Source organism: Methylosinus sp. Sm6 (assembly GCF_019802345.1).
GTDB lineage: Bacteria > Pseudomonadota > Alphaproteobacteria > Rhizobiales > Beijerinckiaceae > Methylosinus.
Genome location: NZ_JAINDZ010000003.1, coordinates 25,651 through 46,311 on the forward strand (window position 1 = coordinate 25,651; position 20,661 = coordinate 46,311).

General features: G+C 65.5%; 25 protein-coding genes. 10 read left to right on the top strand and 15 right to left on the bottom strand.

What is annotated here, in order from left to right:
- Positions 1-101: 101 nt before the first annotated feature.
- Positions 102-650 (bottom strand): hypothetical protein, encoded by a 549-nt coding sequence (locus K3F48_RS02910; RefSeq protein ID WP_222573909.1) that lies wholly within the window; start codon positions 648-650, stop codon positions 102-104.
- 171 nt (positions 651-821) lie between these two features.
- On the bottom strand, positions 822-1,526 hold the full coding sequence (locus tag K3F48_RS02915) for an FMN-dependent NADH-azoreductase (protein WP_222573910.1): 705 nt from the start codon (positions 1,524-1,526) through the stop codon (positions 822-824).
- Positions 1,527-1,595: 69 nt separating this feature from the next.
- Here K3F48_RS02915 and K3F48_RS02920 point away from each other — a divergent pair, with 69 nt between their 5' ends.
- The 4 genes from K3F48_RS02920 (at position 1,596) to mobA (ending at position 5,160) form a co-directional block, all read left to right on the top strand.
- Positions 1,596-2,525 (top strand): LysR substrate-binding domain-containing protein, encoded by a 930-nt coding sequence (locus K3F48_RS02920; RefSeq protein ID WP_255608083.1) that lies wholly within the window; start codon positions 1,596-1,598, stop codon positions 2,523-2,525.
- A 487-nt stretch (positions 2,526-3,012) separates the two neighbouring features.
- Positions 3,013-3,252 (top strand): hypothetical protein, encoded by a 240-nt coding sequence (locus K3F48_RS02925; RefSeq protein WP_255608084.1) that lies wholly within the window; start codon positions 3,013-3,015, stop codon positions 3,250-3,252.
- Between the two features lie 428 nt (positions 3,253-3,680).
- Positions 3,681-4,514: a hypothetical protein gene (locus K3F48_RS02930; RefSeq protein ID WP_255608085.1), complete on the top strand. Its 834-nt coding sequence runs from the start codon at positions 3,681-3,683 to the stop codon at positions 4,512-4,514.
- 25 nt (positions 4,515-4,539) lie between these two features.
- Positions 4,540-5,160: a molybdenum cofactor guanylyltransferase MobA gene (gene mobA / locus K3F48_RS02935; protein WP_222573913.1), complete on the top strand. Its 621-nt coding sequence runs from the start codon at positions 4,540-4,542 to the stop codon at positions 5,158-5,160.
- A gap of 10 nt (positions 5,161-5,170) precedes the next feature.
- Here the strand turns inward: mobA and K3F48_RS02940 are convergent, their stop codons facing one another.
- Positions 5,171-6,202, bottom strand: a complete 1,032-nt coding sequence (locus K3F48_RS02940) for a cysteine synthase A (RefSeq protein ID WP_222573914.1) — start codon at positions 6,200-6,202, stop codon at positions 5,171-5,173.
- Positions 6,203-6,263: 61 nt separating this feature from the next.
- The gene (locus K3F48_RS02945) at positions 6,264-7,154 is read right to left on the bottom strand and encodes an aldose 1-epimerase family protein (protein WP_222573915.1); all 891 of its coding nucleotides are present in this window, start codon (positions 7,152-7,154) and stop codon (positions 6,264-6,266) included.
- Between the two features lie 315 nt (positions 7,155-7,469).
- Between K3F48_RS02945 and K3F48_RS02950 the strand changes: the two genes are divergently transcribed.
- Together K3F48_RS02950 and K3F48_RS02955 are read left to right on the top strand one after the other, a co-directional pair.
- Complete coding sequence (locus K3F48_RS02950) at positions 7,470-7,706, top strand: hypothetical protein (protein ID WP_222573916.1); 237 nt, start codon at positions 7,470-7,472, stop codon at positions 7,704-7,706.
- A 242-nt stretch (positions 7,707-7,948) separates the two neighbouring features.
- Entirely contained in the window at positions 7,949-8,485 is a 537-nt protein-coding gene (locus tag K3F48_RS02955; RefSeq protein WP_222573917.1) for a DUF1465 family protein, read from the top strand.
- Positions 8,486-8,718: 233 nt separating this feature from the next.
- On the opposite strand, the gene rpmE is transcribed toward K3F48_RS02955, so the two are convergent.
- Both rpmE and cpdR read right to left on the bottom strand, forming a co-directional pair.
- Positions 8,719-8,949, bottom strand: a complete 231-nt coding sequence (rpmE, locus tag K3F48_RS02960; protein ID WP_222573918.1) for a 50S ribosomal protein L31 — start codon at positions 8,947-8,949, stop codon at positions 8,719-8,721.
- A gap of 87 nt (positions 8,950-9,036) precedes the next feature.
- Entirely contained in the window at positions 9,037-9,411 is a 375-nt protein-coding gene (cpdR, locus tag K3F48_RS02965) for a cell cycle two-component system response regulator CpdR (RefSeq protein WP_003610918.1), read from the bottom strand.
- A 193-nt stretch (positions 9,412-9,604) separates the two neighbouring features.
- On the opposite strand from cpdR, the gene K3F48_RS02970 reads away from it, so the two are divergent.
- Both K3F48_RS02970 and hisN read left to right on the top strand, forming a co-directional pair.
- Positions 9,605-10,552: an N-formylglutamate amidohydrolase gene (locus tag K3F48_RS02970; protein WP_222573919.1), complete on the top strand. Its 948-nt coding sequence runs from the start codon at positions 9,605-9,607 to the stop codon at positions 10,550-10,552.
- A 20-nt stretch (positions 10,553-10,572) separates the two neighbouring features.
- Positions 10,573-11,403 (top strand): histidinol-phosphatase, encoded by an 831-nt coding sequence (gene hisN / locus K3F48_RS02975; protein ID WP_222573920.1) that lies wholly within the window; start codon positions 10,573-10,575, stop codon positions 11,401-11,403.
- Between the two features lie 47 nt (positions 11,404-11,450).
- On the opposite strand, the gene K3F48_RS02980 is transcribed toward hisN, so the two are convergent.
- The gene (locus K3F48_RS02980) at positions 11,451-13,112 is read right to left on the bottom strand and encodes a family 16 glycosylhydrolase (protein WP_222573921.1); all 1,662 of its coding nucleotides are present in this window, start codon (positions 13,110-13,112) and stop codon (positions 11,451-11,453) included.
- A gap of 206 nt (positions 13,113-13,318) precedes the next feature.
- Positions 13,319-13,756, bottom strand: coding sequence for a four-helix bundle copper-binding protein (locus K3F48_RS02985; protein ID WP_222573922.1), 438 nt, complete (start codon positions 13,754-13,756; stop codon positions 13,319-13,321).
- Between the two features lie 136 nt (positions 13,757-13,892).
- Between K3F48_RS02985 and K3F48_RS02990 the strand changes: the two genes are divergently transcribed.
- A complete protein-coding gene (locus K3F48_RS02990; RefSeq protein WP_222573923.1) occupies positions 13,893-14,123 on the top strand; it encodes a hypothetical protein in 231 nt (76 codons plus the stop codon).
- Positions 14,124-14,208: 85 nt separating this feature from the next.
- On the opposite strand, the gene K3F48_RS02995 is transcribed toward K3F48_RS02990, so the two are convergent.
- The 4 genes from K3F48_RS02995 to tpiA form a co-directional block, all read right to left on the bottom strand.
- Complete coding sequence (locus K3F48_RS02995) at positions 14,209-14,511, bottom strand: hypothetical protein (RefSeq protein ID WP_222573924.1); 303 nt, start codon at positions 14,509-14,511, stop codon at positions 14,209-14,211.
- An 80-nt stretch (positions 14,512-14,591) separates the two neighbouring features.
- Positions 14,592-14,810 carry a hypothetical protein gene (locus tag K3F48_RS03000; RefSeq protein ID WP_222573925.1) on the bottom strand — a complete coding sequence of 73 codons (219 nt, stop codon included), beginning with the start codon at positions 14,808-14,810 and terminating at the stop codon, positions 14,592-14,594.
- Positions 14,811-14,921: 111 nt separating this feature from the next.
- A complete protein-coding gene (locus K3F48_RS03005; protein WP_222573926.1) occupies positions 14,922-15,998 on the bottom strand; it encodes a 3-deoxy-7-phosphoheptulonate synthase in 1,077 nt (358 codons plus the stop codon).
- A gap of 232 nt (positions 15,999-16,230) precedes the next feature.
- A complete protein-coding gene (tpiA, locus tag K3F48_RS03010) occupies positions 16,231-16,989 on the bottom strand; it encodes a triose-phosphate isomerase (protein ID WP_222573927.1) in 759 nt (252 codons plus the stop codon).
- Positions 16,990-17,316: 327 nt separating this feature from the next.
- Here tpiA and ndk point away from each other — a divergent pair, with 327 nt between their 5' ends.
- Positions 17,317-17,739, top strand: a complete 423-nt coding sequence (gene ndk / locus K3F48_RS03015; protein WP_222573928.1) for a nucleoside-diphosphate kinase — start codon at positions 17,317-17,319, stop codon at positions 17,737-17,739.
- A 16-nt stretch (positions 17,740-17,755) separates the two neighbouring features.
- Here the strand turns inward: ndk and K3F48_RS03020 are convergent, their stop codons facing one another.
- The 3 genes from K3F48_RS03020 to purM form a co-directional block, all read right to left on the bottom strand.
- Positions 17,756-18,463, bottom strand: a complete 708-nt coding sequence (locus K3F48_RS03020) for a glutathione S-transferase family protein (RefSeq protein WP_222573929.1) — start codon at positions 18,461-18,463, stop codon at positions 17,756-17,758.
- Between the two features lie 339 nt (positions 18,464-18,802).
- The gene (gene purN / locus K3F48_RS03025; protein ID WP_222573930.1) at positions 18,803-19,489 is read right to left on the bottom strand and encodes a phosphoribosylglycinamide formyltransferase; all 687 of its coding nucleotides are present in this window, start codon (positions 19,487-19,489) and stop codon (positions 18,803-18,805) included.
- Positions 19,486-20,544 carry a phosphoribosylformylglycinamidine cyclo-ligase gene (gene purM, locus K3F48_RS03030; protein ID WP_222573931.1) on the bottom strand — a complete coding sequence of 353 codons (1,059 nt, stop codon included), beginning with the start codon at positions 20,542-20,544 and terminating at the stop codon, positions 19,486-19,488. Before purM ends, purN begins: the two co-directional genes overlap by 4 nt.
- Positions 20,545-20,661 lie beyond the last annotated feature (117 nt).

The window sequence follows — 20,661 nt, forward strand, 5'->3', positions numbered from 1 at the left end:
AAGGCGTTGCATCGGCAGGCAGCGATTTTTTCTTAAAATCTCTTGCGTAGCCTCCACGAGAACAATCGATGTTCAGCAATGCAGCATAGCGTCCGCCCTGCTCAATCTCCGTAAATTTCGGGCAGCGACGCCCGAAGGAAGTTAAGGCTCAGGAGTTCGCCGTCATGGCATTCGTAGATGGACGCTCCCGGTGATTTTGTAAATGGCTTCTCGAGAATGGCCACCGGTGGAACAATGCCAGCGGCAATCTTGCCTTTAGCGATGACCTCACCGCAGCGTTGCCTCTCCTCTTCACAAGTGGAATTTACTCCCATACGATCGAACCGAAAGCCCAATCTCTCGCTTCTTTTGCAGAGAGCGTCTAGCAATTTGCAGTGTTCATCGTCGGGAAGCTTTGAGTAAAAGCCATCTCGCGCGCCCTGAAGATATTCCGATCCTCGCCGGCTGAGAAACAACCATCCTGCAGTCGCCCGATCCATATCTGGTTGCTGCACGAGCCAGGTCAGAAAACCGTGCTTATCGCCAAGGTAAAGAAAGACGGCGATTGCGGCTTCGTGCCAGATAGCGGGATCGTTGCTCGCCCTTACCCATTTATCCTGTTCCGCGTCGGCCATATCGATTTGGTCAGGCAAGCCGGCATGTATATCCATGGCGTTAAATCTCGGTCTCGATAGTTTGGTCGATATTACAGATTTCCAGTTAAGATTCGCATAACCCGCCACTATGGAGCTGCGCGGGAAGGCTCGCTTTTGGCGCAGCGCCAGCCGGTCAATCCGAGCCGCTGCCCGCCGCAGGGCTCCGAATCCGGGTTAATGATCGATTCAATTCCCGGCCGGGTCGCTCGCCAGGAGGCGTCCAACCAAATGATCGACGGCCACTTCCGCCGCTGCGATCGAAGCCATCAAGCGTCCATCGGCGAACTCGTCATATTCGATTGCCACGGTATTGGTGTCGTGGAGCCCTATATAGGCCATCGGAATCTTCAAGCCCGCTTCGACGAGATTCATCCCAGCCAGTCGGCCCCCATGATCGTAGCCGAAATCGCCGCGCGCCGTCAGAATGACCAACCGCTTGCCCAGAGGCAACATTGGCCAATAGGGCTCGCCCGAGCGCGACCGGTCGAAGCCGAAGGTAACGCCGACGCGCACGATATTGTCGATCCATGCCTTGAGTTGCGCCGGCAAGCCGAAATTATACATCGGCGCGCCAATGACGATGAGATCGGCCGCCACTAGCTCAGCCGTCAGTTGGTCACTTTCCGCCAGCACAGCCTGCTGGGCTTCCTTACGGCAATCCGGCGGGCAGAATGCGGCTGCGATCCAGTCCTCGCTGACAGGTTTGGGTGGCGCGCTTCCGACGTCCCGATACGTGACCACGTCCATCGGCCGAGCTTCCAACCAGCGCTCAATAAAGCGTTGGCTCAGGCGCCGAGTGTGCGAGCCATGGCGATCGCGGCCCGATATGCCGGTTCGGGCGCTGGCGTCGATATGGAGAAGGCGGATCGAGTGAGACTCATCGGGCGGCATAGAGAAATCCCTTCATCTGTTATAATTGTTCTGCGTATGCGATTACCATTGAACAATGGCATATAACGAATGCAAATCGCTCATCTGATAAGTGAGATGAACTCATCTCTATCCCGTCATCGACGGCTGCCGCCGCTCGCAACTCTGCGCGCCTTCGAGGCCGCCGCCCGTCATCTCAGCTTCCGAAGAGCAGCCGATGAGCTGCTCGTGACGCCGACCGCAATCAGTCACCAGATCAGACTTCTGGAAGAAGCGCTGGGAATGGCGTTGTTCGTCCGTCAGGTTCGACGTGTTGCGCTGACCGAGGCGGGTCAGCGCCTCTATCCAACCCTTCGCGACGGCTTCGACGCCTTTGAGCGCGCAATCGCGGACCTTGCGCCACAGCACCGGCGCAAGGCAGTGACGCTGGCGGCGACGACCTTGTTCACGGCCCGACGACTACTTCCCGCGCTAGGATCATTTCGATCAGACCACCCCGAATTCGATCTGCGGCTGCACGCCTCCGACGAATTGGTCGATTTGGTCTCGGGTGTCGCGGATATTGCCGTTCGCTATGGAGCCGGACCGTTCGATGGACTGGTGGCGGAGCCGCTTCTATCTGAACGATTCGGAGTTCTGTGCAGCCCAAGCCTTCGCCTTTCCAGCCCGGACGACCTCAGGCGCGCCACGCTGCTGCATGTCGAATGGAAGCAGCCGAGTATAGCGCCCGACTGGCGGAGATGGGCGAGATTGGCGGGCGTCACCGACCTGGCCGTTGAAGAGGGCCCGCGCCTTTCGGAGGATGGCCACGCCCTCCAAGCGGCTATCGCCGGGCATGGCGTCGCGATAGCCAGTCTCGTACTCGCGCAGCCGGAAATCGGGGCTCGGGCGCTTGTCCATCCATTCGGGCCTGTGATCGAGGGCGAGACGTATCATGTCGTTGCGACGCTGCAGAAGATGGCATGCAACGATGTGCGGGCTGTGCGCGATTGGTTGAAGACGGCCGTCGCAACTGGGTGAACTGAAGCACGATCGGAAAAGTGCTGAGAGGCTTCAAGCTAAAGTACAGGATCGAGACGGCCCCCCGTACCGTTTGGAGCCATACGGCAGAAAATGGCGGGTCTCGCGGGATTCGACCTTGTTACCGCGAATCCAGCGCCGCGAACGTCCGCGAGATCAGAGGAAAGTCGACCTACGGTTCCGGCAGGTCGAATATCCACTCCTGGCGCGGAGCCGCCAATCCAGCCGAGCCGCAGCCCCGCCCCAGGGCAATCAGGTGAAGGATAAAAATCCCTACCCCCTCGTCCTGAGGAGCCGCCGTAGGCGGCGTCTCGAAGGACGGCCGCAGGGCGAAACCGAAGGTTCCCCCCCATTGCCGTCCTTCGAGACGCCCGCTTCGCGGGCTCCTCAGGACGAGGGTGATGGGGCTATAGTCCTTCTCACGATTGCCCTGAGCCCCGCCCCCCTGTCGATTGATTCCGGCCTTGCCTGCGCCTATCCTATGCGCATGACCTCGCCCGCCATCACCTTCGATCGGCTCGCCTATATCGGCAGGCTGAAAGAGGCCGGCTTCGACGACAAGCAGGCGCGCGCCCAGGCGGATGCGCTTGACGCGGCGTTGCGCGACTCGGTGGCGACGAAGGCCGATCTGCGCGAGTCCGAGCTGCGGCTCGAGGCCAAGATCGAGACCACGGCGGCTCATCGCGATCGGCGGCCTCATTCTCGAGCCGTCAAATTCATGAAATAACGTCGCGCAGGGCGGACGCTGCTCCAATATATTGGTTTGGCGCCGATCGCGATCAGCGCTGCCGCCATGAGCCCGCAGGGCGATCGGGCGAACGAGAATCATAGCTGGAAAGGGCGTTCCCACCTCCCCCGCGAGGGGAGGCCCTGCGCCGAAGGCGCTCGGGAGGGGGTAATTGGGTGAAGGATAAAATTCCCCAACCCTCGTCCTGAGGAGCCGCCGCAGGCGGCGTCTCGAAGGACGGCCACTCTTCGAGGTCCGAACCTCCCCCTAAAAGGCAGGGTAAAACGCCATCTCCGTCCTTCACACGCCACTTGCCCGCGAATCCGTTTCGCAATAGCGTGGTCGCAGCTGTATCTTCTAGCCTTTCGTTTTCAGTCGTTTTCGTGCGTGGTTCCATGCGTGGGTGGGCGGACCCTCGGCTTTATGGATTGCTCGCGTCGATTTCTTTCACGACGCCCGGCGCCGCCGGAGCCTTTCTGCAACCTGTGGGCGAGGGCGTCGCCATCCTCACCACGAGCTTCGCGGATGCGCATAAGGCCTATGACTCTCTCGGCCGACTCGTCGCGGCGCCCTCCTATCACAAGCTCGAGACGCAGCTCTACGCCGAATATGGACTCCTCGACGAGCTGACGCTCGTCGCCGAGACCAATTATCTGCGCTTTCGCGGCTCCGACGCGCAGAAGCAGGCCGCGCAGCTCGCCGTCCTGATCGAGCAGGCGAAGTCCCGCACGCCGCTCCATCTGCCGCCGGGCGTCGGCGAGGGGGCGCGCTACGCCGGCCCAGGCTCGCAATCGCTCGGCGCGCGTGTAAAACTGCTGCAGCTCGGGCCGGCGATCGTCTCGGCGCAGGCGAGCCTGCGCGCCGCGGTCGGCGAGGGGCGCAAGTTTCTCGACATGAGCGAGCATGTTCAGGGGGATGGCCGCCTGCAGATCGGCTGGCCGGTCGAGCTGCTCGGCATGCCGGGATTCTCCGAAATCGTGGTCGGCTATCGCTCGGCGGGACAGAACGGCGCCGAGGTCCGCGCCGAGGCCACCGCCGGCCTGCGGCCGCTGGACAGCGTGCTGCTGCTGGCGCAGGGCTTCGCCTATTTCACGCCCTGGGCTTCGGGCTCCGCCTTCACCGCCTCGCATCGCCTGCAGCTCAGCGCCGTCTATGATGTGACCCGCGAGGTCGCCGTGCAGATCGGCGCGCGCGCGGCTTTGCGCGGCGTCAATGATTCCTCGGAGCGCGGCCTCATCGGCGCCCTATGGTATAGATTCTGAGAGCAGCCGGCCGGCGGGGAGTCGAATGACGCAGTGCTTCGGGATCATTCTCGCGGGAGGGCAGGCGCGGCGCATGGGCGGAGCCGACAAGCCGCTGATCGAGATCGGCGGCGCTTCGATCCTCGAGCACGTCATCCGCCGGCTCGCGCCGCAATGCGTCGGCCTCGCGCTCAACGCCAATGGCGAGCCCCAGCGTTTCGCGGCTTTCGGCCTGCCGATCCTCGCCGACGGCGTTCCGGGCTTTGCGGGGCCGCTCGCCGGCGTTCTCGCTGGTCTCGACCATGTCGCCGCCGCGCATCCCGACGTCGGTTTGGCGCTGAGCGTTCCGGCCGACACGCCTTTCGTTCCGCCCGATCTCGTCGCACGTCTCGCCGCCGCGCGCGCTGCGGCAGGCGCGGCGATCGCGGTCGCCTCCTCCGGCGAGCGCGTGCATCATGCCGTCGCGCTCTGGCCAGTCGCTCTGCGCGAGGAGCTGCGCCATGCGCTGGTGCAGGAGGATCTGCGCAAGGTGAGCGCCTTCATCGAGCGCTATCCCAATGTGACCGCGGAATGGCCAGTTTCGCCTTTCGACCCGTTCTTCAATGTGAACCGGCCGGAGGACGTCGACATGGCCGAGGCGATCGAGACATTGGCGCACGCACCGTGAGTCGGGCGCGCTACACGTATCCCGGGTCGATCTTGCCGGCGCGCTCGAGCCAGCGCGGCGTCGGCAGGTTCAGGCCGCGCAAGAATTCGAGATTATAGAGCTTGGAGGCGTAGCGCGTGCCGAGATCGGCGAGAATGGTCACGATGGTATGGCCGGGGCCGAGCTCCTTGGCGAGCCGGATCGCTCCCGCCACATTGACGCCGGACGAGCCGCCGAGCAGCAGCCCCTCGTTCTCGGCGAGATCGAACAGGATCGGCAGCGCTTCCTGATCGGCGATCTGAAAAGCGAGATCAATGGGCGCGCCCTCGAGATTGGCGGTGATGCGGCCCTGGCCGATGCCTTCGGTGATCGACGAGCCGGAGGACTTCAATTCTCCAGTCTGGTAATAGGAATAGAGCGCCGCGCCCATCGGATCGGCGATGGCGATCGCAACCGAGGGCTTGCGCTCCTTGAGCGCCATGCCGATGCCGGCGAGCGTGCCGCCGGTGCCCACCGCGCAGACGAAGCCGTCGATCTCGCCATTGGCGTCGGCGAAGATTTCCGGCCCGGTCGTCTGCACATGCGCGTCGCGATTGGCGACATTGTCGAATTGATTGGCCCAGATCGCCCCTTCGGGACGCTCGGCGGCGAGACGCTCGGCGAGACGGCCGGAGAGCTTCACATAATTGTTGGGATTGGCGTAGGGGACGGCGGGAACCTCGACCAGCTCGGCGCCTTGCAGGCGCAGCGTGTCCTTCTTCTCCTGGCTCTGCGTCTCCGGAATCACGATCACCGTGCGGAAGCCGAGCGCATTGGCGACGAGCGCGAGGCCGATGCCGGTGTTGCCGGCGGTGCCTTCGACGATGACGCCGCCCGGCTTCAGCGTTCCGCGGGCGATGGCGTCCTGCACGATCGACAGAGCGGCGCGGTCCTTCACCGAACCGCCCGGGTTCATGAACTCCGCCTTGCCGAGAATGCGGCAGCCGGTCGCCTTCGAGGCCGCCCTCAGCTCGATGAGCGGTGTGTTGCCGATCGCTTCGATGACATTTCCGGCGAATTTCATGGAGCTTTTCCTCTGCGCGGGATGGCGCCGCGCTATCCTATCGGCTCAGTAGAAGCAAGGATTATTCCGCTGCTCCCGGGGCGCCTGTCTCGAGGCGGAATGTCGCGCGATGGCTCGCGCTCGCGCCGGGGTCGAGGATGCGCATCGACGGCTTCTCATAGAGATCGCCGCGGAAATCCTCGGGATCGCCATGGCCGGTCCACGCCTCGATGCAGAGGAAGGGCGCCGGCGGCGCCGACCACAAGGCGATATGAGGAAAATCATCGAGCTCGACATGGAGGCGCAGGCCGGCGCCATTGTCATAGGCGAGGCGCCGGCTCGCGGCGTCGAGGAAGCACAGCGCCTCGCGCGCCATCAGCTCGCGCGTCAGCGGCAGGACGGCGCCGTCGAGCGGAATGCTCCGGCGGCGCTCCGAGAACAGCCCGCCCGGCGCGATGACCGGAACCTCGGGCCGCTCTGCTCGCTCGAAGCGAATCGTGTGATCGGCGCGGGAGCCCGCCAGCGGCCAGCGGAAGCCGGGGTGCAGGCCGGCGGCATAGGGCAGGGGCTGCTCGTCGCGATTGGTCGCGAGCAGCGTGATCTCGAGCTCTCCCGGGCGCAGCGCGAAGCGCGCCTCGAGCCGGAAAGCGAAGGGGTAGAGGGTCAGCGTTTCCTCATCCGCCTCGAGGACGAAGCGCGCGGCCGCCTGCGACCGCTCCACGAGCGAAAAGCGCTTGCGCCGCGCGAAGCCGTGCAGGCCGAGCGTGAACTCCCGATCGGCGACGCGCGTCGTTCCATTGCGCGTCCAGCCGACGACCGGGAAGAGCAGCGGCGCCGTCTCGCTCCAGACGGCGGCGTCGGGCGACCAGAGCAGTTCGATCGCCTGCGCGCGCCAGGACAGCAATTGCGCGCCGAGAGGCGAGACGGAGGCCCGGTCGTCGGCGCCGGCGCAAAGGAGAATCGGTTCGCTCATGGCGTGAGCGTGCCTGTTCGGCGCCGCAACGCAAGGGCGTTCGCCGGCGCCGATGCTGCGGCAAGTCGCTAGAGCGTCATCCGATCCAATTGGATCGAGATGACGCTCTAGCCTTCTTTCTTTTGAGCGAATTCTGATCGATCGAACGATTCCGTTCGATCGGAAAGCGCTCTAAGCACTTTTACGCTTCGTAAATCCCATGCGGACAAATTGCCCTGTGGAGCATCGAGGCGGCGGAGCATCGAGGAGGGGCGGATGGACGCGCGAAGGATTACCGAGGGGACGAGTCGCCGGCCGGTCGCGCGCATACGGGAAATGACGCGCCAAGCTCGGCGCGAGAGCGCCGCACGCACGCCGCTTCGCGCCCAGCGCGCCACGCTCTCGACCGCGCAGATCATGCGGGCGGCTCTGCTGCTGGCGGCGGGCCTCGTTTGCGCGGCGGGCGTCCATGTGGGCGCGGCCAAAGCGCAGGCGGCCCGCAGCGCCGAGACGCCGGGCGCTTGCCTCGTTGGTAAATCTCAACCGATAAAATCTGAAAGTTCACCGGCCTAGCAGCGTTGCCTCGACCATAGTCCCGAGTTGGCGCAGGCGTTTCGCCACGCGCAGCCCGACCCGGAGCCGGCCGTCTGCTTCGGCCTTACGCGGCCAGAGCGCGGCATTACGTACGGAATCAAAGATTAAGGTTAAGCAAAACCTAATAAGGCGCGCCCGGCGAAATTGCGATACATAGGTAGCCGATCGGACCGCGGATGGTGAGACTCCGCGGCGTAGCGAAGCGTTCGAGAGCGTGTCAAATGGCGCAAGCGTCGGATTTGGTCGAAAGCGTGCAGCCTCCCGTGTCCTTCGCGGAGAAGCTCGCAGGTTCGGAGGCGTTCGGCGCCCTGTTCCGGGAGGGCATGGCGCTGGTCGAGGAGGCGGCCGCCTATCTCGACGGTTCTGGCCGGGAGGACGCCAAATCGCTGCCGCGTCCAGAGGCCCTTGCTTACGCGGCCGAGAGCATGCGGCTGACGACCCGCCTCATGCAGATCGCCTCGTGGCTGCTGCTGCAGCGCGCCGTCAATCAAGGGGAGATCACTCGGGCGCAGGCCGCGAGCGACAAGCACAAGGTGAGGCTGTCTCAGCAGGAGCTCGCATCCAATCCGGAGATTTTCTCGCATCTGCCGGAGAAGCTGCGCGACATCGCCATCCACTCGCTGCGCCTGCAGGCGCGCGTCATCCATCTCGATCAGCTGATCTATGGCGCGACCGCGCTTCCGGCGACAAGCGCCTCGCCGAGTCCGGTCGAGGCGCAGCTGCAGACGCTACGCAACGCCTTCGCGACCGGCAAGTGAGAGCAACAGAAATGGGAGAGCCGCGCGCGGCTCCCGCTCCAATGGCTCCGATCGATCACTGCGCCTCGCGGCAAAATCGAAACTGAGTCGCTTTCTGCGCTGAGCAAGAAACGCTCCGGGAGGCGCGACAGCGCGCCCCGCCCCTCGGAGACGCCCGCTGCGCGGGCGTCTCCGAGGGGCGGGGGGGACCGGCGGTCTCGACGCGGCCGCTGTCCGATCAGCCGGAAATCAGATCACTTCTTGCCGAAAGACATATTCCCGAAGCGCGAGTTGAAGCGCGACAGGCGGCCGCCGCGGTCGAGCAGCTGCTGCGAGCCGCCGGTCCAGGCCGGATGAGTCTTGGGGTCGATGTCGAGGTTCAGGATGTCCCCCTCCGAGCCCCAGGTCGAGCGGGTGAAATATTCCGACCCGTCGGTCATGACGACCTTGATCGTATGATAATCGGGGTGGATTTCCTTCTTCATATCTCTTTCCTCGACATCCGCAGATTGGGCGCGCTCTTAGCGCAATGCGCGGCAAGGAGCAAGCGCGCGTCTCGTTGCGGAGCCGCGTCAGGCGGCGAGCAGACGCTGCACCTCGTTGACGAGGTCTCGAAGATGGAAGGGCTTGGAGAGAATCTTGGCCTGGCGCGGAGCCTGATTGTCCGGATTGAGCGCGACCGCGGCGAAGCCGGTGATGAACATCACCTTGATCTCGGGGTCGAGCTCGGTCGCGCGCCGGGCGAGCTCTATGCCGTCCATCTCCGGCATCACGATATCTGTGAGCAGCAGCTCGAACGGCTCGACTCTCAGCTGATCATAGGCGGCGAGCCCGTTGTCGAACGATTTGACGGCGAATCCCGCCGTCTGCAGCGCTCTCACCAGAAAGCGCCGCATGTCGTTGTCGTCCTCCGCCAGCAGGATTTTCGCGGAAATCTTCTCGGTCATATCGCTCCTCGCTTTTCGAAGCATAAGGGCGCAGTTTGGTAAAAATCGGGTGAAATGGCGAGCGCGCGGCGGCGCTCGAGCCGCCATGCCGTGGCCCTTGTTTCGCATATCGATAAAAAATCGGGAATCCCGCAGCCGATCGGTCTATGGTGATGGATCGGATCGTTCGCGAAGAGATCGAGGGCCCCAGTCGATGAGTTCCGAGCCGAGGAAGGAAGACGAGCGTGGCGAGGGGACGCAGGCCGTGACGCCGCCGGATCCCGAGCTCGCTTTTCCCTTCGAGGTGCTCGAGCCCGAGGAGCTCGCCTCTCCGCTCGTCTTCTCCTCGCCTCATTCCGGCGACCTCTATCCGGCCGGCTTTCTCGCGAGCTCGCGGCTCGACATTGCGAGCCTGCGCCGGTCGGAGGATGCGCATGTGCATGCGCTGTTCGCTCTCGCGCCGGCGACCGGCGCGCCGCTCATCAAGGCGCATTTCCCGCGCGCCTATCTCGATCTCAATCGCGAGCCTTACGAGCTCGATCCCCGCATGTTCGAGGACCCGCTGCCGGAATTCGCCAATACGCGCTCGCTGAGGGTCGCCGCGGGCCTCGGCACCATTCCGCGCGTCGTCGCCGACGCCCGCGAGATCTACGCCACGCGGCTTCGCGTCGGCGAGGCGCTGCGCCGCATCGAAAAGCTGCACAAGCCCTATCACGCGGCGCTGCGCGAGCTGATGGAGCGGGCGCGGCGTCGCTTCGGCGTCGCTCTGCTCGTCGACTGCCATTCGATGCCGTCCAATGTCGCCAAGGAGAGCCCGACGCCGCGCGGCGATCGGCGCAAGCCCGATTTCGTGCTCGGCGACCGTTTCGGCGCCAGCTGCTCCGCGGAGATCGTCGAGACGATCGAGACGCGGCTCGAGCAATGGGGCTATCACGTGCAGCGCAACCGGCCCTATGCGGGCGGCTATATCACCGAGCATTACGGCAGGCCGTCCGCCGGGTCGCATGCGGTGCAGATCGAGATCGCGCGCAACCTCTACATGGACGAGGGCGATCTCGCGCGCAATGACGCGTTCGATCTGCTCGTCGCGCGGCTCGGCGAGCTGGCGCGACTGCTGGCGCAGACCGTCGGACCGCGCGAGCAGCGCGCCGCCGCCGAATAGGCCGCGCGAGGAGCGAACGCATGACCGCCGTCGATTTCGAGAAATTCGTCGAGCGTCTCGCCGACGCTTCGGGCGAGGCGATTCTGCCGTTCTTCCGCACGAGCCTGGCGGCCGAGGACAAGGCCCATGGCGGCGCCTTCGATCCGGTGACCGAGGCCGACCGCGCCGCCGAGCTCGCCATGCGCCGGCTGATCGAGGGCGCCTTTCCGAGCCATGGGATCATCGGCGAGGAGTTCGGCAATCTGCGCGAGGACGCCGAATATGTCTGGGTGCTCGATCCGATCGACGGCACCAAGAGCTTCATCTGCGGGCTTCCGCTGTGGGGCACGTTGATCGGCCTCACCCATCGCGGGCGTCCCTGCTACGGGCTGATGCATCAGCCCTTCACGCGCGAGCGCTTTTCCGGGGACGGGGAGGCGGCTTTTTGGCGCGGCCCGGCGCGACGCCCAGCGGAGCCGGCGCGGAAGGCGCAGCAGCCCGCGGCCGAGGAGCGCCGCCGGCTGCGCGTGCGCGCCTGCGCGGACCTCGCCGAGGCAACCTTGATGACGACGTCGCCCAAGCTGATCGACGAGCAGCTGCGCGACGCCTTCTTCCGCGTGGAGGCGACGACGCGTCTCTCGCGCTATGGCGGCGACTGCTATGCCTATTGCGCGCTCGCCGCGGGGCATGTCGATCTCGTCATCGAGACCAATCTCAATTCTTACGACATTGTCGCGCTGATCCCGATCGTGGAAGGCGCGGGCGGGATCGTCACCACCTGGGACGGCGGCTCCGCCGCGCAGGGAGGCGCGATCATCGCGGCCGGCGACCGCCGCCTGCACGAGGCGGCGATGCGGATGCTCGCGGGCTGAGCGCGCCGCGCGATCGCTCTATGCAAATGCGCGCGGCGCGGGCGCGGTCACGGTACGGGAGTGAATGGCCTCTTGTCGTAGAGCCGGACGTAGTTGACATGCATGAGGAGCGGGAAGGGCGTCGTCGCGTCGGGACGCAAATATATGTTGGACTCCATCCAGTTCGAGTCCGCGGCGTAGTTCAACATCGGGCTCAGCGACAGGCCACGATAGGCGATGGCGAGCGACGGCGGCGCCGAATAGACCAGATGATAGTCGACATAAAAATCGATATAATCGGACGTCCAGTCGACGCCATAGGTGTGAAAGTTCCCATCGATATAGGCTGCATGCTCTCCGACGCTGGTTCCGACGTTGTTGTTGTCTATGCCGGAATATATCGTCGTGTAGAACACGTCGGAATGCCCGAAGAATTCGACCAGATCGATTTCCGCGCGCGGCCTGCCGGGGTTTTGCCCCGGCGTCGAATAGAACCAGAGCGCCGCAGCCATTCCTCGCCCGCCATTCGGAAAGGCGGCGCGAAATTCAAAATAGCCATAGGTGAATCCGGGAAAGACCGCCGGATTGGTCTGGAGATGTCCGCCGATGTAGGACGGGACCAGTCCGCCGTTTCCCTGCGCCGTCATCTCCGCCTGGATCGCCGACACGAGATTGCTCGGCGTCGGGCGCGCGGAAATGGTCAGATAGCCGTTCCCCTGGCTGAACGGGCTCACGCCGAGCATGGTCGGATCATTAGGATTGATGTCGAAAGTGCCGCCGGCGCGGGTGCAGACGCCGGAGGCGACATCGGCCGCGGCGCAAGGCTGCACGGCGAAATCGACATAGCCCTGCACGGGCGACTGCCAGGTCATGTCGTTCGGCATCCACACGCCCGCGGTCGGGTTCGCGCCGGTCCGCAAGGTCAGCGGCGTGACGCTGAAGTCCTGCTGCCAAACCAGAGCCGCCCCATTGCCGGTGAGCGGCGGCGGGCTGGTCGAGGGATTGGCGCCGACGGCGACTGTCGACAGCACGGGCGACCGCGCGATGTCGGTCCATGGATTGTTATAAGCGATCCCGATCGTCCCCGTATAGGTCGTGAGCTCGGCGTCGGCCGGAATGTCGACCGTCAAATTCTTCGTATTGACGCCGGCGTTGATCGTCATGGGCAGGCATTTCCAGAATGCATATTGATCTGGCGCCACGAATCCGACGCAGACCGAATCGGAGGTTGTCGCCGTCGAGGCGTTGAAAACGGCGGTCACGTTCAACTGCCCGCCTCTCACTGCGGCTCCGGTGTAATTGAGCGAAGAAAATGTGAAGAGCACAGCCGGCGAGAATTGGGAGACCGTCAATGTCGCCAGGGTCGGCGAGTGAGCGAGCTCGGTCCATGGATTGTTGTTGTTGACGGTGATAAATCCGTTGTAGCTGGTGATTTCGGAGTTGGCGGGTATGGTCAGGTCGAAATCGATCGTGTTGACGCCGGCGGCGAGCGACACCGGGCGACAGCTCCAGAAATTATACTGGTCCGCGGCGACGAAAGTCACACACACTGAATTCGAGTTGATCGCCGCCGACGAGGTCAGCGTGGCGACGACATTCATCTGGCCGCCGCGCTGGAAGTTTCCTGAATAGGTCAGCGAGGTGAACGAGTAGCTCGCAGACCGCGCCGGCTGCGTGGCGAGAGTGGACAGCGCCGTGACGACGAGCGCCAGGATCAGATGCAGCTTCATCGTGAAAATTCCCCGCATGAGCAGAAATTGAAAAAACGGACGCCCTCGAGCGCCAGCTAGAGCTTCACGCGAAGAATGCCCTGACGTCATGTTTTTGGCAAGGACGACAAAAGATCACGACTCGAACGTGCTCGCCCGCGCGGAGGCGACGCTGCGCCCAGCGGCGGCGCCTCGCGTCTCTCGCGCGCGCCGAGCGCGGCGGCTGGTCAGCTCGACACTCTCTGGCATTCGTCCGCGCAGGCCTTGCACGCATCGCCGCAATTCTTGCATTCCACATATTGCGGGAAGCGGTCGCATTCCTTCTTGCAGGCCATGCAGACGTCATAGACGGTCTTCGCCAGCGCCGGCGTCGCGGGCGAATTGACCGCGGACAGCGTCTCCAGCGCCGCGCAGGCGGCGACGAGATCGTAGGACGCCTTGGTGCAATCGGCCATGCTGGCGTCGTTCATCGACAGCATGCCGAAGCAATGGCGCAGGCATTCATTGCCCGTGGACACGCATTTGGCGCTCGTCTCCATCAGCGTGCGGAATTTTGCCGGATGGTGATGGACAGGCGCGCCCGGCGCGGTCGCCTGAGCAAAAGCCCGGGCCGACGTCGCCGCGGCGGCGGCGCCGATGGCGGCGACGAATTGACGGCGTTCCATTTGTCGTTCCTCCCTCGTTCGGGAAAAGTTTTTTCCCATTTGGAGCGCATTTGCGATGGATCAATGCTTTGCCCGCTCGGCTCGTTGCGTACACATGGCGCCGACGCCATTTGTTCTATTTCTCGAGGAGGGGAAGATGGAACAGACCGTCGTGCTCACGCTCGCGCGCAGCGACGTGGAAGCGCTCGTCGGCACGCTGCGACGGCGGGCGGAGCGTCTGTGCGATATTCGACGCGAGCTTTGCGAGCCCGATGGCGCGGACGAGCTGGAACGGCAAGAGCGCGCTTATTTCGAACAGGAGAGCGCCGCCGTCGAGCGCATTCTCGCCGCTCTCGATTCCGTGCTCTCCGCGCCGGCCAGCGCCTAGTGGCGTGATTCAGCCGAGTTGACAGGGGTGAAAGGGCGAGCCTGAAGGCTTCGCTCTCGAGGCTGCAGAATGGCCGAAGCGCCGCCTATAGCCCGAGGCGCGCCGCTGCGCTATCGTCCCAGGCCGGCAGCCGGCGCATCTCGGCGCGCGCCTCAGGGCATTTGACGAGCAGCAGTCGCAAGACGATCGCGAGATCCGCGGCGACATCGGGCAAGCCGAGATCGGCGAAGCCGCGAATGTCGGCGAGGATGATGTCGCGAACCGCCGCCGCGCCGCGATGGCGGTTGAGCAGATAGCTGTTCAGCCTGCGTTGATGCGCGTCGGACGGAGCCGACTGCGGGACGCAGGGCAGGCCGAAGGGCTCGAGCGATTCCGTCAGGAAGGTCATTATCGGCTCCGTCGACTTTCGAGTCGACGGGGGCTCTAACGGTCTCAGACTGACCTTTCGTGACGCCGCGCCTGTGGAGATTACTGAAGCTGCGTCGCCTCGGCCGTGGAGGCGGCCTCCCCGCCGAGCAAACGCTCGGCCGTGTGGGCGACTTTGAGCCACACCTCGTGACCCTCGTCGTCGCCGGCGCGCTGCAGATCCATCGCGTGTTCCCGCGCTTTGGCGGGCGCTTCGCGCGCCAGCCGATGCGTGAGCACGCGGGCGTGGATCTCCACGGCCTGGTCCAGAGAAACTTCCATTTGCGTCGACTCCATCGGCCCTCGCAGGCGCGCTTCGTGGCCGCGCCAAGTCTGTCCCACGGCGCTCGTACGACTCCGATGTGGCGGATCGTCGCAGGCCGCGCCCCGGGGTCAGAGCCTCGCCTCGATCGTCGCCGCCACGCGCCGGCGCTCGACGGCCCCGGCGAGCCGGCGCAGGCAATCGACCGACAGCGGCCAATCGAGGCAGCCGTCGGTGACGCTCTGGCCGTAGACGAGCGGGCGTCCGGCGACGAGGTCCTGGCGGCCTCCGACGAGATGGCTCTCGATCATCACGCCGATGACGCTGCGCTCGCCGGCTTCGATGCGTTGCGCCAGCTCCTCGATCACGAGAGGCTGGTTCTCCGGCTTCTTGCCGCTGTTGGCGTGCGAGGCGTCGACCATGACGAAAGGCGAGACGCCGGATTTCCCCGCCTCGGCGCAGGCGGCGGCGACGCTGGCGGCGTCGAAGTTCGGCGTCTTGCCGCCGCGCAGGATGAGGTGGCAATCCTCATTGCCGCTGGTCGCGGCGATGGCGCAGCGCCCATCCTTGGTGACGGCGAGGAAATGATGCGGCTGCGCGGCCGACAGCGCCGCGTCGACGGCGATGCGCACATTGCCGTCGGTTCCGTTCTTGAAGCCGATCGGGCAGGAGAGGCCGGAGGCCAGCTCGCGATGGACCTGGCTCTCCGTGGTGCGCGCGCCGATCGCGCCCCAGCCCACGAGATCGGCGATATATTGCGGCGTCGTCATGTCGAGGAACTCGCAGCCGGCGGGCAGGCCGAGCTCATTCACCTCGAGCAGCAGGCGCCGCGCGAGGCGCAGCCCCGTCTCGATGTCGAAGCTGCCGTCGAGGCGCGGATCGTTGATGAGGCCTTTCCAGCCGACCGTCGTGCGCGGCTTCTCGAAATAGACGCGCATGATGATCAGGAGCCGGTCGGAGAGCTCGTCGCGCGCCCGCGCGAGCTTGCGCGCATAATCGAGGGCGGCGTCCGGATCATGGATGGAGCAGGGGCCGATGACGACGGCGAGACGATCGTCGCGGCCGCGCAGAACCTCCCGCAATTCGGCGCGGGCGGATGCGACGACGTGGCTCGCATGCTCGCTGCGCGGCAATTCGCGCATGATCGTCGCGGGTGGAGTCAGCTCTTTGATCTTGACGATGCGCAGATCGTCGGTTTCGGTCGGCACGGCGCGGCTCCTTGCGGTGAATGAGGCCGGCGACGCAAAAAAAGCCGCCAGCGGGTCTGGCGGCTCCAGGGGTTTCGCGGGTCTGACGGTCAGGTGTCGACCGCCCGCATGCCCTTCGCCGCCGGCGCGGGATAGCCGAAATACCAATAGAAGGGCGCGGCGGGCACGAAGGTCATGGGACTGGAGTTAAATCGGCGCGCGGGATCGTGTCAAGCCGCGGCTCGGCGGCGGATCATCGGCAGGCTTGCGCGATGGCCAGAAAATCCTTCGCCGTCAGCGAGGCGCCGCCGACGAGCGCGCCGTCGACATGCTCGGCGCCGAGCAGCTCTCGCGCATTGGACGGCTTGACCGATCCGCCGTAGAGGATGCGCGCTGGCGCGCTCGCCCCGGCGCCGAAGCGAGCGTCGAGATGCGCGCGGATCGCCGCGTGCATGCCGGCGACGTCGGCGGTCGTCGGCGTCAGTCCCGTGCCGATCGCCCAGACCGGCTCATAGGCGACGACGAGCCGCTCCGCCGCGACATCGTCCGGGAGAGAGCCGGCGAGCTGCCGCTCGACGATCTCGACGGCGCGCCCCGCATCGCGTTCGGCGCGCGTCTCGCCGACGCAGACGATCGGCGTCAGGCCGGCGCGCAGCGCGGCGCTGGCCTTGGCGCGCACGAGCGCGTCGCTCTCGCCGTGATCGGCGCGCCGCTCGCTGTGCCCGACGATTACATAAGAGGCGCCGGCGTCGGCCAGCATTGCGGCGGAGATATCGCCCGTATGCGCGCCCGACGCTTCGGCGTGGCAATCCTGTCCGCCGAGCCCGAGGCCATAGCGCGTCGCGAGGCCGGCCGCCGCCGCGAGCAGCGTCGCGGGCGGGCACACGACCAGCTCCACGCGCGGGCGGAGGGCGTCATAGCCGGCGGCGATCGCCTCGATTTCGCCGAGCGCGGCCTTCAGCCCGTGCATTTTCCAGTTTCCGGCGACGAGCGGACGCGGATCGGAAGCCATGGCGAGCCTTCCCTCTAGAGCGCGTTCCGATCGAACGGAATCGTTCGATCGATCAGAATTCGCTCCAAATTAAACAAGACCTGGAGCCGTTTTCGATCCATTCGGAACGAAAACTGCTCTAGAATCGGAGCGGACGCGAGAGCGAGGCCATATCAGCGGCCCCGCGCTTCCGCAATTCGCGCGGGGAGGCGAAGGTTCCGCGCGCGAGGCTTCGGCTGGCCTCAGGCGCTGCGCGCGACAATTCGCGCGGGGCGGGTTGCCGCGTCCCCGGCCGCTCGCTATAAGCGCCGCGCTTCTTCAATTCCGAACGAACGAGACGACGCGCGCATGGCGATCGAACGCACTTTCTCCATCATCAAGCCGGACGCCACCAAGCGGAACCTGACCGGCAAGATCAACGCCCTCATCGAGGACGCGGGCCTGCGCATCGTCGCGCAGAAGCGCATCCGCATGACGCGCGAGCAGGCCGAGACCTTCTATGGCGTCCATAAGGAGCGCCCCTTCTTCGGCGAGCTGATCGAGAGCATCACCTCCGGCCCGGTGGTCGTGCAGGTTCTGGAGGGCGAGGGCGCGATCGCCAAATATCGCGCCGTGATGGGCGCGACCAATCCGGCGAGCGCCGATCCGGGCACGATCCGCAAGGAATTCGCGGTGTCGATCGGCGAGAATTCGGTGCATGGCTCCGATGCGCCGGAGACCGCCGCGATCGAGATTCCGCAGTTCTTCTCCGGCAACGAGATCGTCGGCTGATCGCGACGCGCGCGCGTCAGGCGGCGTATTTCTGGAAATAGGCCGAGAGCATGCGGTCGCGATAGGCGACCAGATTGGCGTTCGCCAAAGTCGCGGCGCGCAAGGGCGAATCGAGCTCGGGAGCAAGACTCTCCGCGACGAAGGCGAAGGCAGTCGCATCCGCGCCGCAGGCCGCGTCGCCGAAGAGAAAGCGCTTGTCGCCCATAAGGGTGGCGAGCGCCTCAATGTCGCGCCGGCCGAGCTCGGCGATCTCTTCGCGCGAATGCCGGCCCATCCCTTGCGCCCTCAGGCTCGTGGCGATCTTCCGGCGCACGATCGCCTCGACCAGCCGTCGCAACGGCGCCGGAACCGCGGCGAAGAATTGCGCCGCGCTCGCCGCGAAATTGGCGTCGTCGACCCAGCGCGTGTGGACGAGAGCCCAATAATAGTGATCCTCCAGCATCTTCTCGATCGCCCAGCCGCTCGCGCGCTGTTCGGCCGAAAGGCCCTGGTCGAAATCGACGCCGTATTTTCGTTCGATATGGAAGCGGATGAAGGCCGAATCGGCGATGATCGTCCCCTCGTCGTCGATATAGGGCAGCTTCCCCTTCGGCGCGCGCGAATAGCCGCCGTGATCCTCGACGTAGCGCAGGCCTGCGAGCTTCAACAAGGTCATGGCCTTGAGCACGAAGGGACTGGCGTCGGGCAGGCCGAAGAATGGTCCGAACGAATAAAGGGTAATCATGACAATCGACCCTCGGATGTTGCGCGGTGATCGCGTGATTCGTGCGGATAAACGAACAAAACAAGAACGTCAAGCTGTTTTGCGACCTAGCGGCAGGACAGTTTGGAAAATCACGGCGTGCGCTCTACAGGACTGGCGAAGAGGCAACCGGGCGGAGGCGATGATGGCTCGAGGCGGATGGATCTGGCGTATCGCGGGCCTTTCGGGGCTCGCCGCCGTTGTGTTCGCGGCGCCGTCCGACGGCGCGATCGTTCTCGCCAAATTGCTGGCGCTCTGCGCTTATTTTTTCGCCTTCGTCGCGCGCAGCCCATGCCGCAGCGGCGCGGCCTATCCCTTCGCTCACGGATTTCGCGACGGCGCCTCCTGCTCCGCCGCGTCCGCCGCCGAAGAGGGAACCGCCAGCGTCCCAGGGGCGACGGCACCCGCGCCCAGCACGCGATTGCCCTCGACGCGAACCGCGTCGGAGGCGATGAGCCGCAGCGCGCGCGGATAGAGCAGATGCTCTTGCGTGAGCACGCGGGAGGCGAGCGTCTCCTCCGTGTCCGCGTCCAGCACGGGCACGGCGGCCTGGGCGACGATCGGCCCTTCATCCATCTCCGGCACGACGAAATGCACCGTGCAGCCGTGGATTTTCGCGCCGTCGGCGAGAGCGCGGCGATGCGTGTGCAGCCCGCGATAGGCAGGCAGCAGGGCAGGGTGGACGTTCAGCATGCGCCCGCGCCATTGCTCGACGAACCAGGGCGTCAGCAGCCGCATGAAGCCGGCGAGGCAGATGAGCTCGATGCGATGGGTCGAGAGGATGATCTGCAGCGAGCGCTCGAACTCCTCGCGCCCGGCGTAGATCTTGTGGTCGACCGCGGCGACGGCGATTCCCTGCGCCTTGGCGCGCGCCAGCCCGGCGGCGTCCGGCTTGTTGGAGGCGACGAGCGCGATCTCCGCCGGAAAATCTGGGGCGCGCGCAGCCTCGATCAGCGCATCCATATTGGAGCCGCGTCCCGAGATCAGGATCGCCGTACGCCGCCTCATAAGCGAAGCGTCCCGCGCGTCGTGACGCGGGGGCCGTCGCCCGCGTCGACGATCTCGCCGATCGCGATCGGCGCTTCGCCGGCCGCGCGCAGCGCCGCCAGCGCATCCTCGGTGCCCCCGCGCGCGGCGACGACCACCATGCCGATTCCGCAGTTGAAGGTTCGCAGCATTTCGGCCTGCTCCACGCCGCCCTGCTGCGCCAGCCAGGCGAACACGGGCGGAGCGGCGAAAGCCGAAAGATCGAGCGTGGCGCCGAGGCCCTTCGGCAGGACGCGCGGCAGATTGTCGGGGAAGCCGCCGCCGGTGATATGCGCGAGCGCCAGAATGGCGTCGCTCGCCTTCAGCGCGGCGAGCAGCGGCTTCACGTAAATCCGCGTCGGCGTCAGCAGCGCGCGGGCGAGGCTCGCGCCCGGCGCAAAAGGCGCGGGCGCGTCGAAGGCGAGGCCCGAGAGCGCGACGATGCGACGAATCAACGAGAAGCCGTTGGAATGGGCGCCGGAAGAGGGCAGGCCGAGCAAAATATCGCCTGCCTTCACAGCGCGCGGCAGCAGGCGCGACCGCTCGGCGGCGCCGACGGCGAAGCCGGCGAGGTCATAATCGTCCCGCGCGTAGAGGCCCGGCATTTCCGCCGTCTCGCCGCCGAGCAGCGCGCAGCCGGCTTCGACGCAGCCGGCCGCAATGCCCGATACGACCGCTGCCGCGGCCTCGGGCGCGAGCTTCCCGGTCGCATAATAGTCGAGGAAGAAGAGCGGCTCGGCGCCCTGGACGACGAGATCGTTCACGCACATGGCGACGAGATCGATCCCGATCGTGTCGTGAATGCCGGATTCGATCGCGATCTTGATCTTGGTGCCGACGCCGTCATTGGCCGCGACCAGCACGGGATCGGCAAATCCCGCCGCCTTCAGGTCGAACAGGCCGCCGAAGCCGCCGATCTCGCCGTCCGCGCCCGGCCGGCGGGTCGCGCGAACCGCGGGGCGGATGAGGTCCACCAGACGATTGCCGGCGTCGATGTCGACCCCGGCCTGCGCATAAGTGAGGCCCTTTTCCGCCATGCCCTGTCCCGCGATGATTTCGAGCCAGCGGCCTAACGCCTTACGCGCGCCGGCGCAATCGGTTTCGCGGGGCGGCGGAGAGATGCGAGCCTGAAGGCTCGCGGTCCGAACTTCGCC

Bases quoted from the DNA above. Each gene is read 5' to 3' on its own strand.
- K3F48_RS02910 (WP_222573909.1), bottom strand. From the start codon at position 650: ATGGATATACATGCCGGCTTGCCTGACCAAATCGATATGGCCGACGCG.
- K3F48_RS02915 (WP_222573910.1), bottom strand. From the start codon at position 1,526: ATGCCGCCCGATGAGTCTCACTCGATCCGCCTTCTCCATATCGACGCC.
- K3F48_RS02920 (WP_255608083.1), top strand. From the start codon at position 1,596: ATGCAAATCGCTCATCTGATAAGTGAGATGAACTCATCTCTATCCCGT.
- K3F48_RS02925 (WP_255608084.1), top strand. From the start codon at position 3,013: ATGACCTCGCCCGCCATCACCTTCGATCGGCTCGCCTATATCGGCAGG.
- mobA (WP_222573913.1), top strand. From the start codon at position 4,540: ATGACGCAGTGCTTCGGGATCATTCTCGCGGGAGGGCAGGCGCGGCGC.
- K3F48_RS02940 (WP_222573914.1), bottom strand. From the start codon at position 6,202: ATGAAATTCGCCGGAAATGTCATCGAAGCGATCGGCAACACACCGCTC.
- K3F48_RS02945 (WP_222573915.1), bottom strand. From the start codon at position 7,154: ATGAGCGAACCGATTCTCCTTTGCGCCGGCGCCGACGACCGGGCCTCC.
- K3F48_RS02950 (WP_222573916.1), top strand. From the start codon at position 7,470: ATGACGCGCCAAGCTCGGCGCGAGAGCGCCGCACGCACGCCGCTTCGC.
- K3F48_RS02955 (WP_222573917.1), top strand. From the start codon at position 7,949: ATGGCGCAAGCGTCGGATTTGGTCGAAAGCGTGCAGCCTCCCGTGTCC.
- rpmE (WP_222573918.1), bottom strand. From the start codon at position 8,949: ATGAAGAAGGAAATCCACCCCGATTATCATACGATCAAGGTCGTCATG.
- cpdR (WP_003610918.1), bottom strand. From the start codon at position 9,411: ATGACCGAGAAGATTTCCGCGAAAATCCTGCTGGCGGAGGACGACAAC.
- K3F48_RS02970 (WP_222573919.1), top strand. From the start codon at position 9,605: ATGAGTTCCGAGCCGAGGAAGGAAGACGAGCGTGGCGAGGGGACGCAG.
- hisN (WP_222573920.1), top strand. From the start codon at position 10,573: ATGACCGCCGTCGATTTCGAGAAATTCGTCGAGCGTCTCGCCGACGCT.
- K3F48_RS02980 (WP_222573921.1), bottom strand. From the start codon at position 13,112: ATGAAGCTGCATCTGATCCTGGCGCTCGTCGTCACGGCGCTGTCCACT.
- K3F48_RS02985 (WP_222573922.1), bottom strand. From the start codon at position 13,756: ATGGAACGCCGTCAATTCGTCGCCGCCATCGGCGCCGCCGCCGCGGCG.
- K3F48_RS02990 (WP_222573923.1), top strand. From the start codon at position 13,893: ATGGAACAGACCGTCGTGCTCACGCTCGCGCGCAGCGACGTGGAAGCG.
- K3F48_RS02995 (WP_222573924.1), bottom strand. From the start codon at position 14,511: ATGACCTTCCTGACGGAATCGCTCGAGCCCTTCGGCCTGCCCTGCGTC.
- K3F48_RS03000 (WP_222573925.1), bottom strand. From the start codon at position 14,810: ATGGAAGTTTCTCTGGACCAGGCCGTGGAGATCCACGCCCGCGTGCTC.
- tpiA (WP_222573927.1), bottom strand. From the start codon at position 16,989: ATGGCTTCCGATCCGCGTCCGCTCGTCGCCGGAAACTGGAAAATGCAC.
- ndk (WP_222573928.1), top strand. From the start codon at position 17,317: ATGGCGATCGAACGCACTTTCTCCATCATCAAGCCGGACGCCACCAAG.
- K3F48_RS03020 (WP_222573929.1), bottom strand. From the start codon at position 18,463: ATGATTACCCTTTATTCGTTCGGACCATTCTTCGGCCTGCCCGACGCC.
- purN (WP_222573930.1), bottom strand. From the start codon at position 19,489: ATGAGGCGGCGTACGGCGATCCTGATCTCGGGACGCGGCTCCAATATG.
- purM (WP_222573931.1), bottom strand. From the start codon at position 20,544: ATGGCGGAAAAGGGCCTCACTTATGCGCAGGCCGGGGTCGACATCGAC.